Here is a 17135-nt window from a genome sequence, read left to right as displayed (position 1 = left end):
TTTGCGTTTGCTACAATGATTGTTGTAAATTTGTGTAAAATTGATATCAAATGTTTTTTTTTAAAAGTAAAGAGATTTTACCTAGTGATTTTTTTCCAGAGGGATTCATAGATATCCATTCGCATTTGCTTCCAGGGATAGATGATGGTGCTCAAGATTTGAATAATTCTATTGAATTAATTGAAAGAATGGCTTCTTATGGAATTAAAAAGTTTATAACTACTCCACATATTTTAGGTGATGTTTACCCAAATACTCCAGAAATTATTACCAATAAACTTATAGATGTTAAGCAAGAATTATCTAAAAGAAATATGGTTGATATTTCTATTAGAGCTGCTGCAGAATATATGATGGATGAAACCTTTTTAACGCTTTTAGATGAAGACAACCAATTACTAACCTTAAAAGATAATTTGATTTTAGTTGAGATGTCTTATTTTAGTCCGCCAATTCACTTATTTGATATTTTATTTCAATTGGGGTTAAAAGGCTATAAACCTGTTTTGGCACATCCTGAACGTTACAATAGCTATCATAACAATTTTAGAATTTATCAAAAATTAAAAAATGCAGGCTGCTTGTTTCAATTAAATTTATTGTCGCTCTCAGAAAATTATGGTAAGGGTGTTCAAAAAACAACAGAAAAATTGCTTAAAGAAAATATGTATGATTTTGTAGGCACAGATGCACATCATTTTAACCATTTAGATGGATTAAAAAAAATAAGCACCAAGAAAAACCTTTTTAAATTAGAGAAACTACTGTTAAACAACAAAAAATTTCTTGAATAAACATTTTTCAATTGTTTTAAAATTTCTAATTTATATTGATGTAAAATTAAGTCTAAAAAACCTCAAACAACCAAGTAACAATTACCCCTTTTTTATTTTTTAAATTATATCTTAAAAGTTCTTTTACCTCTTTGGGTTTAAAGTTAAAAGGTGCTTTTAAAATATCTAATCCGCTTTGTTTTTTAAGTCTAATTCCCTGACCTGAAATAATATCTTTATTGGGTGTAAAATAACCATTTGGCAGGTGTTCAGTAAGAATTACATATTTATAATTAGTGAGTTTAGCAACAACTTTTTGTACTTCAGCATTTGATAAATGTTGCAATACTTGCCTTAATAAAACACAATCTGACTTTGGTAAACGATCGTTTACAATATCCAAACAATAAAACTTTACATTATTTGCTTTAAAAGTTTTGGTATTAAATGCAATTAAAGAAGGTACAATATCTATGGCAATAAATTGTTTTGAAAAATTAACGAGTTGATTACCAACATTAAAATCACCACAACCCAAATCACAAATTGTTAATGGTACTTTAAAAGAAGTTAAAAAAGATGCTACTTTTTGAATATAAGGTGCAACCAATTCCGGATGATGAGAACCAAAGCCAGAATAAAATTCAGCATTGTTGCTACCCCAAAGATTTAAATCGTAAATCTGTTCCATTACCTTTTTGGTTGGCCAAGGTTTTTTGTTTTTTTTAGGTAATTTTTTATGCATTAAAAAATAAAATTATTTTTTTAAAATACTTTTTACAATCATTTTTGCATGTACTCTCGAGTTTTCTATAAACCACTTGTGAGTTTCCATACCACCACAAATAACACCTGCCAAGTACATATTTTCTACATTGGTTTCCATTGTTTCTGGGTTGTATTTTGGTATTCTTTTATCATCTTCAGACAGTTCAACACCAAGTTTTTCTAAGAGATAAAAATTAGGTTGATAACCTGTTAACGCCAAGACAAAATCGTTTTCTAAAGTAATTTTTCCTTCAGGAGTGTTTACTTTGATGTTATTTTGCTGAATTTCCATAACTTGACTATGATAATATGCCTTAATAGTACCCTCTTTAATTCTATTGATAATATCTGGACGCACCCAATATTTTACACGATGCCCAACTTCTGCACCACGAATAATTAAAGTAACCTCTGCACCTTTTCTGTAACATTCTAAAGCAGCATCTATTGCAGAATTACTTGCCCCAATAATTGCCAATTTTTGACCTGCATAAAAATGAGGTTCTTTATAGTAGTGAGCTACTTTTGATAAATCTTCTCCTGGTATTTGTAAAAGTTTAGGAATATCATAAAAGCCTGTCGCCAAAATCAAATTCTTGGCTTGGTAGTCAGTTTTATTTGTTTTTAAATGAAAAAGTGTACCTTTTTTTTGTACAGTTTCTACTTTTTCAAATAGTTTTATATTTAGTTTGTTTGATGTGGTAATTCTTCTGTAATATTCTAAAGCCTCACTTCTACTTGGCTTTGCTGCTTTACTAATAAAAGGAATACCGTCAATTTCTAATTTTTCGGATGTAGAAAAAAACTGCATATTAACAGGGTAATTGTATAGTGAGTTTACAATTGGCCCTTTTTCGAGAATAAGATAACTAAGCCCTTTTTTTTGAGCTTCTAACCCACAAGCTATTCCTATTGGTCCACCACCTACTATAATAAGATCAAAAAATTTCATAATACTTTCTATTTTTTTGGAGTATAATACACCTCATCTAAACTTACAATTTCTTCTTTTCTTCTTCTAAAAATATGGTTTGGTTGTAAATTGGCAATTGATCCTATACCCATAGCAGCAACCATTTCTTTAACAGCAGATATGGTTTTATAGTGGTAGTTTTTTACTCTAACATTTTTCTTTTCTACAACCAATGCTTTTACCAATTCGCTATCTTGTGTGGCTACACCAACAGGGCAAGTGTCTAAATTACACTCTCTGGCCTGTATACAACCTAAACTTAACATAAAACTTCTAGCCATTGCTATAGAGTCTGCTCCTAAAGCAAGCAGTTTTACCACATCAAAAGCATCAACAGCCTTACCAGAAGCAATAATTTTAATTTGACTTTTAAGCTTGTATTTGATCAATAACTGATTTATAAAAACCAAACCTTCAATTAATGGACTACCAATGTAATTGGTAAACTCTAGAGGTGCAGCACCTGTACCTCCTTCTCCTCCATCCACAGAAATAAAATCAGGATAATTTTTAGCAACTGCAAATGCGTGTATCATTTCTTCGATTTCTTTATGATTTCCTACACAAAGTTTTATACCTACAGGTTTTCCTTCGGATAAATCTCTAACTTTTTGTATGAAAATTATCATTTCTTCATAATTAGAAAATGCGGAATGACTGGGTGGCGAATCGACTTGTGTACCTACTGTAACTTTTCTTATTGCAGCAATTTCTGGGGTATTTTTCTTTGCTGGTAAAATACCTCCATGACCAGGTTTTGCACCTTGCGAAAATTTAATTTCAATCATTTTTACTTCAGGACGCTTAGCATTTTCTTTAAATGTTTCGTCATCAAAAAAACGTTTACCATTTACATCGTGTTTTCCTGCACCAAAATATCCTGTGCCTATTTGAAAACATAGATCTCCACCTTGTAGATGATATGGTGATATTCCTCCTTCTCCTGTATTATGCGCAAAATCGCCCATTTTAGCACCTTGATTTAATGCCATAATAGCATTTTTACTTAAAGAACCAAAAGACATTGCTGAAATATTAATAATAGAACAAGAATACTTTTGCTTGCATTTATCTGAACCCAAAAGTACACGTTCTCCTGTAATATCATGATGGTTTTTAGGAAATAAAGAGTGTTTTACAAATTCATATCCTTTTTTATATACATTGTGCTGTGTACCAAATGGCACTGTGTCTTTTTCTAATTTTGATCTTTGATATACAATGCTTCTCTTTTCTCTGTTTATAGGAGTTCCGTTTAAATTATCTTCTATAAAATATTGTTGAATTTTATCTCTTTCTTCTTCAAAAAACCATCGTAAACGTGCAATTAAAGGAAAAGCTCTTAATAAAGAATGTTTGGTTTGCAGACTATCGTGAATTACAATAATAGTTAACAAACCAGATATGGACAGCAAAATAATTGTGCCTGTTTGGGGTATAAAATATACTAAAACTCCACATATTAGAGTGGCAAGTATAAATAGGAAAAGTATTGTATTTCTCATTGTTTTAAAATGAATTTTAAAAGGATAAAAATAATCTATTCGTTTTACATTATGAGAATAGTTGGCAGATAGTTGCGTTAAGGATTGTAGTGGAAATCCTTTTTATGCCTAACTATTTGCTCCATTTCTTTCAAATGCATCAATTTGATATTGAAAAAATAAAACTTGAAAAAAGGCGGCATAAAAAGATTGCAACGTAAAGCCTGACTTTAACCCTGAATGCTTTCAGGGTAAAGTAACGCCCAAATAATTTGTGTTGTATAAAGCAGCTACCTTATCGTTTAACCTAAATAAATATAGGCCAAAGAAAAACTCCAACAAATAAATGTTGGAGTTTTTTGTATTTTTAAAATTCTAAAAAACTTATTTCTTGAATTTTGCGTATTTGTTTTTAAACTTGTCAATACGACCTGCAGTATCAACCAATTTAGATTTACCAGTGTAAAATGGGTGAGATGTTCTAGAAATCTCTAATTTTACTAAAGGATACTCAACACCATCCACTTCTAAAGTTTCTTTGGTGTCTACAGTAGAACGTGTTAAAAAAACATCTTCGTTAGACATGTCTTTAAAAGCTACCATTCTATAATTTTCTGGATGAATTCCTTTTTTCATTTTATAATATTTTAATTCTTTAATGTTATGTTTGCAAAGTAAAGTTGGTAAGGCTTTACTAAATTGTTTAAATAGCTTACAATTACTATTTTGAGGATGCAAATTTAACGATATTTTTTAATTTACAAATAAATAACTTGCTTTTATTTGTAGTAACCATTTTTTTATTGAAAAAATTTGATTTTTTGCAGATTTAATACAAGTTTAGCCATACCAAAAAATAATAAACACAATATAATGAAGAAAATTGCTTTTTTTGCAGCTACTTTAATGATTCTTTTTCTAACAAGTTGTAATGACACCTACTCATTAAAGTTAAATGTTACTAAAAAAACCACACTAAATGGTAAAGTTACCTTAAGTTTAAAAGAAGAAAATAATAAACCTTTAGATAAAATTCAGTTTTTTGTTGATGGAAAAGAAATTCTTACTCAAAAAAACTCGCTTTCTTTAAAGGCATCAGATTTTGGAATTGGAAAACATACGGTTTCTGTTTTGGCTTTTTATCCTGGAAAAACAAAAAAACTAAACAACTCTTTTGAAGTATTTGCCAATCAAAAACCTGCAATTTACACCTATGAAATTGTAAATTCTTATCCTCACGATACCAAAGCCTACACTCAAGGTTTAGAATATTATAATGGCTATTTGTATGAAACTACAGGTAGAAGAGGACAATCTACACTTAGAAAAGTAGCCATTAAAACCGGTAAAGTACTACAAAAAATAGACTTAGATAAACAATATTTTGGTGAAGGAATGACCATTTTAAATGATAAAATCTATTGGTTGACTTGGGAAGCAAAAAAAGGTTTTGTGTATGATTTGAAAACTTTTGAACTTGAAAAAGAATTCGATTACAAAAATAGTAAAGAAGGTTGGGGATTAACCAATGATGGACAAGAATTGATAAAATCTGATGGATCACATAAAATTTGGTTCCTTGACCCTGATACTTTAAAAGAAAAGCGTTCTATTCAAGTATATTCTAATGATAGAGCCGTTGATAATATTAACGAGCTAGAATTGATTGATGGAAAATTATACTCTAACAAATATCAAAAAAACACCATTGTAATTATTGACATAAAAAGTGGTGCTGTAATTGGTTTAGCAGATTTAAGACCTTTAGAAAAAGAAATGGCAAAAACCCAAAAATTAGTGGCTCAAGATGAAGTCCTAAATGGTATTGCTTACGATAAAGCAAATGATAGACTTTTTGTAACCGGTAAAAATTGGGGGAAATTGTTTGAAATCAAATTGATTAAAAAATAATAAACGATTCATTTTAAAGTTCTATTTTTATAAAAATTGATTTATGCGTTATTTTCTTACCTTACTAATTTGTGTAGTTCTTGTTTCTGTAAGTTCTTGTAGAAAAGATTTTTCTACCATACCAAATTTTGGCAGTTTAGAATTTTCTAAAGATACCGTTTTTTTAGATACTATATTTACCAATATTGGTTCTGCTACTTATAATTTAAAAGTATACAATAGAGGTAATAAAGCCATTACTATACCTGAAATTTCTTTAGAAAATGGTGTAAACTCTAATTACAGATTGAATGTGGATGGGATACCTGGTAAAGAATTTAATAATATCGATATTTTAGCCAAAGACAGTATTTTTGTTTTTATTGAAACTACCATTGATGCAAACACAACAAAAACGCCATTATATACAGATCGAATTTTATTTGACACAGGCACAAATCAGCAAGATGTAGATTTGGTTACTTTAGTACAAGATGCTAATTTTATTTTTCCTGATCGTGATCCAATCACCAGAAAAATTGACAGTTTAACTATTGATGGACAAGCCACCACAATTAAAGGCCGTTTTTTAACGGATGAAGAATTGACTATTACCAACACAAAACCTACTGTTATTTATGGTTATGCTGCTGTACCTGCTAATAAAACCTTAACGATTGAAGCAGGAGCTAAACTCTATTTTCATGATAATTCTGGATTAATAATTGACAATAAAGCTACTTTAAAAGTAAATGGCACCTTAACCGAAAAAGTAACTTTTGAAGGTGATCGATTAGAAAATCGTTTTAGTAAAACACCTGGACAATGGGGAACAATTTGGATGAGAGCTGGTAGTAAAGACAATGAAATTAAATATGCACAGATAAAAAACGCGATAATTGGTATATTAATAGATAGTATTGGCTCTAACACCACACCTACTTTAAAATTACAAAATTCAGAAATTTACAACCACTCTAACTTTGGTATTTTAGCTCGTGAAACCAATATTGAAGGCCATAACGTAGTGATTGGTTCTGCTGGCCAAGCTTCTTTGGCTGCAACCATTGGTGGTACTTATAATTTTACACATAGTACATTTGCTAATTTCTGGAATAGCGGTATTAGAGATTTACCAGCTGTATTAATCAATAACTTTTTTATTTTTAATGACGATAATGGCAATGAAATAGCAACCACAAGAGATTTAAAAGCAGCAAATTTTACCAATTGTATTTTTGATGGTAATAATAATATCGAATTTCTTTTAGATAAAATTGAGGGCAGTGCATTTAATTACAACATCAATAATTGCATGATTCAATTTAACGATACTGATGATTCTTTTGCAGACTATATAGAAATGGACTTTGCAAATAACACCAATTATTCAGATATTATTCTAAATGGATTTTCTAATTTTAGAGACCCTCAAAATGAAGACTTTATTATTGGTAAAGATTCTGATGCTATCAATAAAGCCAAAAACACTATTTTTTCTTTTGATATTTTAGGAGAAGATAGAACCACGAATCCAGATATTGGTGCTTATCAACATATTGTTTTTGAAGAAGATGAATAGTGTAATGTTATTTAGAAATGAAAACATTTAGACTTCCAAGAAAAACTAAAAAGAAATTAAAGGGCATTTGGTTATATCCTAAAGACGAGCTAGGTAACTCTTTGATGGCATTTCCTAAAAGAAATCAAAAAGATTATACAGCTCTAAAACAAGGTATTATACGAAACATTCTTAGTAAAAAAAATACTAAAAAACAGAGTCGCACACTACACCATAAACTTGATACCGAAATTTATGTTGCTGATCATATTTTAAAAATGTATATAAATGAGTGTTTTCGAGAAGATTTAAGAGCAAATGCTTATCAACTTTTTATACGTGCTAAAAATGATAAAAAAGCTGTTATTAGTTATTTTAACTTTATCAATGCACATCTGCTTAGTAAAAAAGACTTAAGTTTTAGCAATATTGCTGTAATGTCTTATGATTTAGCAGAAAAATTATTAAAGAAGAAATACAAGAAAAAAAAGCATAGACAAAAATAAACCTTAAAAAATTAAGCTTTGAGATTATAACTGTCTATAAATGAAGCATATTTCTCTTTGTTTATAAAGACCTTTAAGGTTTGAAAATTATTTTTTGTAAACAACACCATCTTTCATTACAAAAACAACATTTTCCATCGTAGAAATATTTTCAGTAGGGTCTTCGTTCACGGCGATAATATCAGCCAAAAAACCTTTTTTAATTTGCCCCAATTCATTTTCCAACTTTAATAATTTTGCGTTGGTTATAGTAGCAGACTGAATGGTTTCTATGGCTGGCATCCCAGCTTCTTGCATAAATGCAAATTCTTTTCCATTATTTCCGTGGGCAAAAACTCCTGCATCAGTTCCGAATGCAATACCAACACCTTTTTTATACGCTTTTGCAAAAGTTCCTTGAATTTGAGGCCCAACAGCCAAAGCCTTAGGCACTACAATATCTGGATAAAACCCTTTTATTTTTGCTTTCTCTTCTACTTCTTTACCTGCAGTGATTGTAGGCACTAAATACGCATCGTATTTTTTCATGAGCTCCATAGTTTCATCACTCATATAAGTACCGTGTTCTATCGTTTTAACTCCACCAATAATTGCTCTTTGCATGCCTTCATCTCCATGTGCATGCGCTGCTACATGCATTCCATAATCTTTAGCAGTATCACAAATTGCTTTGATTTCTTCTATTGTAAATTGCGGATTGTCTCCAGATTTTGCTACACTTAAAACTCCACCAGTTGCAGTAATTTTAATACAATCTGCTCCGTTTTTATAACGTTGTCTTACTGCTTTTTTTGCATCTTCTACAGAATTTACAACACCTTCTTTGGGTCCTGGATCTCCAATTAATCTTCTACTACTTCCGTTTGTAGGATCTGCATGACCCCCAGTTGTTGCCAAAGATTTACCTGCCGTAAAAACGCGAGGTCCAGGAATTTTACCTTTATTAATAGCATTTCTTATAGAGATATTTACACCAGTTCCGCCCAAATCTCTAACTGTTGTAAATCCGTTTAATAAGGTAATTTTAGCAAAACCTACAGAATTAAATGCCACATCTGCTTCATTTAAAATATAGCTTTCTATCCTAGTTCTTGCAGAAAATTCTTGTTCTATATGTACATGAAAATCAATTAAACCAGGCATTACAACCTTATCTCTTAAATCGATTAAATTACCAGATTTTGGCATCACATAACCGTCTATTACAGCAGTAATTTTATTTTCTTTTACTACTATTGTTTTTTTAGTGCTGATGTTACCAGACTTGGTATCAATTAATTTACCACATAAAATGTAAGTAGTTTGTCCGAAAATGTTTTGCATAAAAACTAAGGCTAAAAAAAATAAAATTGTTTTCTTCATTTGTGTAAGATTAATTCTTAAATGTATGAAAATTTAAGTAGATTGCTGCATTAAAAATTTCGATTTTAAATGAAAAACGTAGTAATTACTGGTACAAGTAGAGGAATTGGTTTTGAGCTTGCACAATTATTTGCCAATAACAATCACAATGTTTTGGCGCTTTCTAGAAATAGCAAGCCTTTAGAAGAAGTAAATCATAAAAACATAAAAATACTTTCGGTGGATATTTCTGATGATAATGCTGTAGAAAAAGTATCAGATTTTATTAAAAACAATTGGAAAAAAGTAGATATTTTAATCAATAATGCAGGGAAATTAATCAACAAACCTTTTACAGAATTAACTTCTGATGATTTTTTAGAAGTTTACAAAGTAAATGTTTTTGGAGTAGCAGCCTTAACCAAAAATTTAATCCCTTTTTTACAAAAAGGAAGTCATGTAGTTACCATAAGTTCTATGGGAGGCATACAAGGCAGTATGAAATTTGCTGGTTTAGCAGCTTATTCTTCTGCAAAAGGCGCTGTAATTACCTTATCTGAATTGTTAGCAGAAGAATACAAAGAACAACAAATTGCGTTTAATGTTTTGGCTTTAGGCGCTGTACAAACAGAAATGTTGGCAGAAGCTTTTCCTGATTATAAAGCACCACTTTCTGCAAAAGAAATGGCGAATTATATTTTTGATTTTTCTTTAACCGGAAGTCAATTTTATAATGGTAAAGTGTTACAAGTGTCTAATTCTACACCTTAATTTTTTTTTGATATCACATTGAAGAACAGCTATCAAAATTACATACCGCAAAAAGCAATACCTTTTGTACAGTTTTTAATTGACAAACATTCTTTTGATTTAAAAATCGTAGAACAACGTCAAACAAAACATGGAGATTTTAGAAAATTACCCAATGGCAAATATCAAATTACGGTTAATAATAATTTAAACAAATATCAATTTTTATTAACGCTCGTGCATGAAATTGCACATCATGTTACGCATCAAAAATTTGGGAGAGTTCAGCCTCATGGAAAAGAATGGAAAACTGTTTTTCAGCATTTAATGTTGCCTTTTTTACGACCAGAAATTTATCCTGCAACCATGTTATCGCATTTGGCAAACTATTTAAAAAACCCCAAAGCAAGCACAGATTCTGATGTAAATTTATCGCTAGCCTTAAGAGAACATCAAGCAGAAACTGGCAAACATTTTATTTTCGAAATTCCTGTTGGCAGTTTATTTTCATTTAAAAACACAGTTTATAAACGCGGAAATAAACGAAGAACAAGAATAGAATGCTTAAATATGCACAACAAAAAGGTATATTTATTCAATCAGAATGTAGAAATTGAACGCTACAAATAAGTTTATTTTTCTCTTTTAATAAACAACGTATCTAATTTCATTTCTTTTTGCAACCAATCTCTTAATTCTTTTTCTTTAGGTGATATGATGCTGTCTGTTAAACTTACATTCCATTTAATTGTAGCAACAGGAATGGTATCTACTTTTATAAAATCTTTAGAGGACAAAACATTTGCAAAACCAATAGATTCAATATCAGAATACCTAATTTTTGCATCTTTAGCAATAGTGCTAAAAGTAATTACATTTTGATTTTTGTTTAAAGCATCTTGTTCAATTCTATTATTTAATGTAGAAATTGTCTGTTGTAATTCTGCAATTTGCTTTTGTAAACCAGCAATAATATTTTTACTTTGCTGCAACTCTTCTCTTTTCTCTTTATAAGCGGTTGTAATTAACTCAAAACTTTTGGTATCGCTACCTTTAATTTTTAGCTGAAAATCTTTTATTTTATGGTATTGTTGATTTTTTAATTGGTTGCTTAATAAGTTGCGTTCTCCATCAGTAACCTCGTTAAAGAAACTCAATTTTATTTCTTTTTTTGCTATATCAACTTCAGGATCTCCAATTAATTGAAAACTTTCGATTTCTTTTATTTCGCTATTGATAAAATTAGTAACCTGTAAATCTATCTGACTTTCGTTAAAAACTTTAATAAAGGTAAAAATTGCAGGAATCATTACTGCAAAACCTACTACTGTTGCAATAGTTGCATAACGTTTTCTTTTTGCTGCGTTTGCGTATTTGTGCATTGGAAAACGCAATAACTTTAACACTAAAAAAGTAGCTAAAGCAATAAAAATGGTGTTGATCGTAAACAAATACATCGCACCAAAAAAGTAAGCAAAATTACCTTTTGCCAAACCATAACCAGCTGTACATAAAGGAGGCATTAAGGCTGTTGCAATGGCAACACCAAAAATTACTGAGGCAATTGTACCTTTTTTTGTTCTGGCTACCATTAACGCTAATCCACCAAAAAAAGCAATTAAAACATCGCGAATATCTGGACTTACTCTCCCTAAAAGTTCAGAATTATCTTCACTTAATGGAAAAAAATAAAAGAATAAGAAAGAGGCAAATAAACTCAGCCCAATCATCGTTCCTAAATTAATTAACGACTTTTTAAAGGTGATGATATCATTTAAGGCAAAAGACATTCCAATTCCTAAAATTGGCCCCATTAATGGTGATATCAACATGGCTCCAATTACAACTGCTGTAGAATCTGCATTTAAACCTATAGAAGCCACAAAGACTGCAAAAATAAGAATCCATGCTGTTGCCCCTTTAAAAGGAATATCTGCTTTTATGGCTTCTATAGTAGCTTCGTGATCTGTATCGTGTCTAAAATCAAAAAGTTCGATTAAAAACTTTTTAATACTTTCAAAAAGACCTAAAGCATCTTTCTGAACATTTTGTTTTGAGCTTTCTGAATCGTTTTCAGGTTTTTCAGTTGGCTGAATATTGTTTTTGTGAATGTCTTCTTCCATATATGATATTAACAATGTTGGAAAGATACAAAAAAAGGTAGTTTTGTTGATATGAAATTATTCAAGATAAATCTTATCAATTTCTAACTGAAAATTTTGCTCTTTTTTATTCCCAATTAGCAGAGCTATTTCATCGATAACATCCGAAGAAAAATTTGGGATATCTAATTTTCTTCCTCTAAATGCAGGATACATCTCTGCTAAATTTACTTCAATTCGTTCCCATTCTCCTGAAGTTTCAAAAACTTTGATGTAAGAATAAGAATTTGCAAGCTTGTCTTTTATTCTAAATTGATAATTTTTTCCATCACCTTTTATTCTTAATATCACTTTAGAAAATTTAGAAACATTTATCTGATTAAAACGATACCTCAATGAAGAAAAACCGCCATTATTTTCTAAAGAAACTTTTCCGAAATACACCCCATTTCCATTGGAATCGATTTTAATATTTCCACGAGAAATACCTCCCATAACAACATCATCTACAACCCTCCATAAAGAGAGATCAGCATCTTTAGAAAAATTAAAAATTATTTGATTATTAAGCTGCATTATGCCAAGAATAAAAATTAAAATTAAAGGTAACTTATTCATTTGATTTACTCGGATTTCTTAAAATAAATATAGATTTTTTATTCGGTTTAACATAAATATGTATGTATACAACTTTTTGACTCAATCCCTTGGTTAACTTCAAGGTGATTTTTAGCATTTAAATTAAAAGTAAAGAGACCGTAAAAACGGTCTCTTTTTTTGTGATTTAACTCACTAATGATAGATAGTCCCCCAACTTTCTATCAGATTTTAAGTGCTTCTAACACTTCAATATAATTTAAGCAGTAAAGTTATTTTTTTAAAATGATAATAGTTTGTATTAGAGTAAATTAAGTAATTTTAATCAAACCCTAAAAAAACGACACAAATATAATAGATATTTTGCTAGAAATCAAATCTATTCCTATCAAAAAATATCAAAAATCGAATTTAATACCATTAACTAAATTGAAATAGGTTAAACGATATAACTAATCTATTGCATATAGACAGTTTTCAATTGCAAAAAACACTTTAAACAAAACGATTTTGGTTCAAATAAATTAAAGTCTATACGCCTCCTAATCTAAAAACTAATGCTAAAAACTTTTTAAAACAACCAAAAATTATAATTCTGCGTAAATGCTTGCCACTTTTTGCTTTGCCCTTTTAATTCTCATTTTTGCAGCACTTTCGCCAATCGCTAAAACATCTTTAATTTCTTTGATACTTGTATCGTCTTGATATTTCATTAACAAAATCATTTTATCTTTAGGGTTTATTAAATCTAAAGCTTTAATAAGTTTCTCTGATTTTAACTCAAGTAAGTTTGTATCTTCTGCTTCTTCAAAGCAATCATGTTGCCTAATCAAATCTGTAGTTACAGTAACTTTTTCTCTCTTTTTATGCTTATCTCTCTGCACATAATTCACACAAAAATTATACGTAAAAGAATACAACCAGGTAGAAAATTTTGCTTTACCCTTAAATGTATTCAACTTTAAGAATAAGCGTACAAAAACATCGTGAGTTAAATCTTCTGCTTCTTGTGTGTTTTTAGAAAAACCATAACACCTATTGTAAACAATTTTAGCATATCGATTATACAATATCGCAAACAATTTTGAGTTGCGCGTTGTTACAATTTTATAAATTAGCTCTTCGTCTGTTAATGTATTTAGCATAGTATTTTTCAATATCTATTAAAGTTAGAATGTAAAAAAAGAAAATTTTTAACCCATTTACTTTAAAAAAAAGCTGATTTGTATAACTTAAACGTTAACCGAGCATATTATCTCTTTAAAAAAAAGGTAAACTTTTTGTAACATTTACATTAATTGTTACGTATAATAAATTGTAGCAATACATTAATCCTTTAAAAAGTCATAGAGAATTAGATGAGACAACTTAAAATTACAAAGCAGGTTACGAATAGAGAAACTGCGTCGTTAGACAAGTACTTACAAGAAATTGGTAAAGTAGACTTAATTACAGCTGATGAAGAAGTAGAATTAGCGCAGCTTATTAAAGCAGGTGATCAAAGAGCATTAGAAAAATTAACGAAAGCCAATTTACGTTTTGTAGTATCTGTTGCAAAGCAATACCAAAACCAAGGATTAACATTACCAGACTTAATTAACGAAGGAAATTTAGGATTGATTAAAGCAGCTAAACGTTTTGATGAAACACGTGGTTTTAAATTTATCTCTTATGCGGTTTGGTGGATTCGCCAATCGATTTTACAAGCCTTAGCAGAGCAATCTCGTATTGTACGTTTACCTTTAAACAAAATTGGTTCTATAAATAAAATTAACAAAATGTACGCTTTCTTAGAACAAGAAAACGAGCGTCCGCCTTCTGCAGAAGAAATTGCTAAGAAATTAGACATGACTGTTAATGACGTTAAAGAATCTATGAAAAATTCTGGACGTCACGTATCTATGGACGCCCCTTTAATAGAAGGTGAAGATTCTAATTTATACGATGTGTTAAACTCTGGAGAATCTCCAAATCCTGATCGTGTTTTATTACACGAATCATTAAGAATTGAAATCAACAGAGCACTAGAAACACTTACACCAAGAGAAGCTGATGTTGTAAAATTATACTTTGGTTTGGGTGAACACCAACCAATGACATTAGAAGAAATTGGTGAAACTTTTGATTTAACTCGCGAGCGTGTTCGTCAAATTAAAGAAAAAGCAATACGTAGATTAAAGCATACTTCTAGAAGTAAAATTTTAATGACCTATTTAGGATAAGGATTATTCTAAACAAAATATCAAAGAGGCTGTCTGAAAAGTAGAGGTAAATGCCATTTTGAGCGAAGTTGAAAATCTATTTTATTATCAATAAATAAGATTTCTCCATTATACTCTAAATGACAAATTCTAATATTTTTTTGACAGTCTCTTTTTGTTTAATTTGATAAAAATAGCTCAAATAACTGCAATACATCAAATTTTTGCCTTAAAAAAATGTGTACTTATAAGGTTAATTTAAACTTTTATATATCCTAAAAGACCTAAAATTACTCCTACTATGATTCCAATAATAATAACTGACAAAAAAAGAACAATTAGCCCAAGAAGAAAACGAAATAGTTTTAATGTATTTTTCCAAACAGAGAGATCATATATTTTTCCGAATGCAAACATATAATAAATGATGTATATTAAAATACTGTACATGTAAATTGATGGATGTACAAGCATGGAAAAGAAAAAAAGTATCAGTGACAAATACGTTGTAAAGCCAAAAAAATAAGCATTTATAACAATATGTTCTCCAAAATTATGTGGTTTCCAATAGGTCCATTTACTTAAAACTGCATAGATAAAAACGAAAGCAAAGGCCAGTAAATTGTAATATTGCAGCATAAAGTTCATCATACCGTCTAAAAATTTTAGTTGAAATTGAGCTGTTTTCTTTTCAATTTCTAACTTTTGTTTTTCTTTTTCAGATAAACCTTTTATAGAGGCAATGTCCAAATTTGCCTTCTTTTTGTACTCCTCAACTTGAGACGAATTAATTTCGCTATTTACAGCTTTAAAATCATCAGAAAAATAATTAAACACTAATAAAGATATAGCAGCGCCCACAGCTAAAAAAGCAAATGGATTCATGTATCGTTTTCTAACACCTCCTATCACATCACTTACAAGAACATGAGGTTTTCTGGCAGCCATTCTTAATGTTAAAAAGAATTTACTATCAATTCCAAACACATTAATAAAAACATCCACAAGCAAAGCTTTAAAAGTAATTCTATCTTTAATTACCTTAGCACCACAATTTTCGCAAAAATGTGCTTTTTCAGATAAAGGATGTTGGCAGTTTTTGCAATTCATATTACCAAATATAAAAAAAGGTTTTTAAAGGTAGTTTTAGTAAGATCCATTTTTTTCTTTTTATCTGCTAGTACTGATAGATTTAAAAAATAGAAGAAGCCGTTTCTGAGGTAAATTGTTCTAAAAACAACATCCCCTTGTAAGAATTTCCTTTTTTATTCAATTTAGGACTCCAAACAGCAATACAAAATTCATCAGGATGAATGGCAACTATACCACCTCCTACCCCACTCTTACCAGGTAAGCCAACTCGAAAAGCAAACTCACCAGATTCATCATAAAAACCACATGTAAGTAAAATTGCATTGATTCTTTTTGCCTGACTTTCTGTAAGTACAGTATTTCCTTTTGTAGTGATAAAATCATCATCAGCTAAATAAAGAAAGATTTCTGAAAGCTCTTTACAACTCATTTCGATAGAACACGTATAAAAGTAAAAATCTAATACATCCTCAATATTATTTTTAATATTACCAAAAGATTTTATAAAATTACATAAAGCAATATTTCTAAAACCCGTAATTTTTTCTGATTGAGCTACTTTATTGTTGTAACTTAAATTAGGGTTATTAGAAATATCTTTGCAAAACATTAAAAAATCTTCTTTCGGGTTTTGTAAATGACTTATTAAAACATCACACACTACAATTGCTCCTGCATTGATAAACGGGTTTCTTGGTTTCCCTAAATCTGCTTCTAATTGTAATAAAGAATTAAACGGATTTCCAGAAGGTTCTACATCTACACGTTCCCAAAGTTTTTCGCCTTCTAATTTATAAGCCAGTGTTAAGGTTAAAATTTTTGAAACACTTTGTATAGAAAATTTAGTGTCAGAATTTCCAATTCCGAAAGAATTTTTATCAATAGTAGTAATATGAATGCCAAAATTATCTGGAGAAATGTTGCCCAATTCTGGGATATAACTGGCAACTTTTCCTGAATCTTCGATATTTTTAACATCAGTATAAATGCCTTCGATTATTTTTTGATAATTATCCATTGGTTAATTTTTGTTTTATCAAAACTATTAGAAAATTATGGAATAAAAAAAGGAATTGCATTGCTACAATTCCTTTAAA

17 protein-coding genes are annotated in these 17135 nt (G+C 29.7%); 7 read left to right on the top strand and 10 right to left on the bottom strand.

Going from position 1 to position 17135, the window contains the following annotated elements:
- Nucleotides 1–50: 50 nt before the first annotated feature.
- Nucleotides 51–794: a tyrosine-protein phosphatase gene (locus ACW9UN_RS00190; protein ID WP_459482972.1), complete on the top strand. Its 744-nt coding sequence runs from the start codon at nucleotides 51–53 to the stop codon at nucleotides 792–794.
- 52 nt (nucleotides 795–846) lie between these two features.
- Here the strand turns inward: ACW9UN_RS00190 and ACW9UN_RS00185 are convergent, their stop codons facing one another.
- The 4 genes from ACW9UN_RS00185 to ACW9UN_RS00170 form a co-directional block, all read right to left on the bottom strand.
- On the bottom strand, nucleotides 847–1518 hold the full coding sequence (locus tag ACW9UN_RS00185; RefSeq protein ID WP_459482971.1) for a class I SAM-dependent methyltransferase: 672 nt from the start codon (nucleotides 1516–1518) through the stop codon (nucleotides 847–849).
- A gap of 12 nt (nucleotides 1519–1530) precedes the next feature.
- Nucleotides 1531–2493, bottom strand: a complete 963-nt coding sequence (locus ACW9UN_RS00180; protein ID WP_459482970.1) for a YpdA family putative bacillithiol disulfide reductase — start codon at nucleotides 2491–2493, stop codon at nucleotides 1531–1533.
- A gap of 8 nt (nucleotides 2494–2501) precedes the next feature.
- Entirely contained in the window at nucleotides 2502–4019 is a 1518-nt protein-coding gene (locus ACW9UN_RS00175) for an FMN-binding glutamate synthase family protein (RefSeq protein ID WP_459482969.1), read from the bottom strand.
- Nucleotides 4020–4382: 363 nt separating this feature from the next.
- Entirely contained in the window at nucleotides 4383–4634 is a 252-nt protein-coding gene (locus ACW9UN_RS00170; RefSeq protein WP_397447281.1) for a type B 50S ribosomal protein L31, read from the bottom strand.
- 237 nt (nucleotides 4635–4871) lie between these two features.
- Here ACW9UN_RS00170 and ACW9UN_RS00165 point away from each other — a divergent pair, with 237 nt between their 5' ends.
- The 3 genes from ACW9UN_RS00165 to ACW9UN_RS00155 are packed head-to-tail and all read left to right on the top strand — an operon-like array spanning nucleotide 4872 to nucleotide 7955.
- Nucleotides 4872–5909, top strand: a complete 1038-nt coding sequence (locus ACW9UN_RS00165; protein ID WP_459482968.1) for a glutaminyl-peptide cyclotransferase — start codon at nucleotides 4872–4874, stop codon at nucleotides 5907–5909.
- 43 nt (nucleotides 5910–5952) lie between these two features.
- Nucleotides 5953–7470 carry a hypothetical protein gene (locus ACW9UN_RS00160; protein ID WP_459482967.1) on the top strand — a complete coding sequence of 506 codons (1518 nt, stop codon included), beginning with the start codon at nucleotides 5953–5955 and terminating at the stop codon, nucleotides 7468–7470.
- 17 nt (nucleotides 7471–7487) lie between these two features.
- A complete protein-coding gene (locus ACW9UN_RS00155; RefSeq protein ID WP_459482966.1) occupies nucleotides 7488–7955 on the top strand; it encodes a hypothetical protein in 468 nt (155 codons plus the stop codon).
- An 87-nt stretch (nucleotides 7956–8042) separates the two neighbouring features.
- Here the strand turns inward: ACW9UN_RS00155 and ACW9UN_RS00150 are convergent, their stop codons facing one another.
- Nucleotides 8043–9317 carry a metal-dependent hydrolase family protein gene (locus ACW9UN_RS00150; protein ID WP_459482965.1) on the bottom strand — a complete coding sequence of 425 codons (1275 nt, stop codon included), beginning with the start codon at nucleotides 9315–9317 and terminating at the stop codon, nucleotides 8043–8045.
- A gap of 69 nt (nucleotides 9318–9386) precedes the next feature.
- On the opposite strand from ACW9UN_RS00150, the gene ACW9UN_RS00145 reads away from it, so the two are divergent.
- Nucleotides 9387–10067, top strand: coding sequence for an SDR family NAD(P)-dependent oxidoreductase (locus tag ACW9UN_RS00145; RefSeq protein WP_459482964.1), 681 nt, complete (start codon nucleotides 9387–9389; stop codon nucleotides 10065–10067).
- Between the two features lie 18 nt (nucleotides 10068–10085).
- Complete coding sequence (locus ACW9UN_RS00140) at nucleotides 10086–10676, top strand: SprT-like domain-containing protein (RefSeq protein WP_459482963.1); 591 nt, start codon at nucleotides 10086–10088, stop codon at nucleotides 10674–10676.
- A 2-nt stretch (nucleotides 10677–10678) separates the two neighbouring features.
- Here ACW9UN_RS00140 and ACW9UN_RS00135 read toward each other — a convergent pair whose 3' ends face one another.
- From ACW9UN_RS00135 to ACW9UN_RS00125, 3 genes are all read right to left on the bottom strand, one after another.
- The gene (locus tag ACW9UN_RS00135; protein ID WP_459482962.1) at nucleotides 10679–12169 is read right to left on the bottom strand and encodes a TIGR00271 membrane domain-containing protein; all 1491 of its coding nucleotides are present in this window, start codon (nucleotides 12167–12169) and stop codon (nucleotides 10679–10681) included.
- Nucleotides 12170–12226: 57 nt separating this feature from the next.
- Nucleotides 12227–12766, bottom strand: a complete 540-nt coding sequence (locus ACW9UN_RS00130; RefSeq protein ID WP_459482961.1) for a CIA30 family protein — start codon at nucleotides 12764–12766, stop codon at nucleotides 12227–12229.
- Nucleotides 12767–13332: 566 nt separating this feature from the next.
- Nucleotides 13333–13890, bottom strand: coding sequence for an RNA polymerase sigma factor (locus ACW9UN_RS00125; RefSeq protein WP_459482960.1), 558 nt, complete (start codon nucleotides 13888–13890; stop codon nucleotides 13333–13335).
- Between the two features lie 213 nt (nucleotides 13891–14103).
- Here ACW9UN_RS00125 and ACW9UN_RS00120 point away from each other — a divergent pair, with 213 nt between their 5' ends.
- Nucleotides 14104–14967 carry a sigma-70 family RNA polymerase sigma factor gene (locus tag ACW9UN_RS00120; protein ID WP_018942691.1) on the top strand — a complete coding sequence of 288 codons (864 nt, stop codon included), beginning with the start codon at nucleotides 14104–14106 and terminating at the stop codon, nucleotides 14965–14967.
- Between the two features lie 237 nt (nucleotides 14968–15204).
- Here ACW9UN_RS00120 and ACW9UN_RS00115 read toward each other — a convergent pair whose 3' ends face one another.
- A complete protein-coding gene (locus ACW9UN_RS00115) occupies nucleotides 15205–16056 on the bottom strand; it encodes a DUF3667 domain-containing protein (RefSeq protein ID WP_459482959.1) in 852 nt (283 codons plus the stop codon).
- Nucleotides 16057–16138: 82 nt separating this feature from the next.
- Nucleotides 16139–17056: a glutaminase gene (locus tag ACW9UN_RS00110; protein WP_459482958.1), complete on the bottom strand. Its 918-nt coding sequence runs from the start codon at nucleotides 17054–17056 to the stop codon at nucleotides 16139–16141.
- Nucleotides 17057–17135 lie beyond the last annotated feature (79 nt).

This window comes from Polaribacter litoreus (assembly GCF_054584775.1).
The sequence above is the reverse complement of the archived record's forward strand: the minus strand, read 5'-3'. Positions and strand labels throughout refer to the sequence as shown.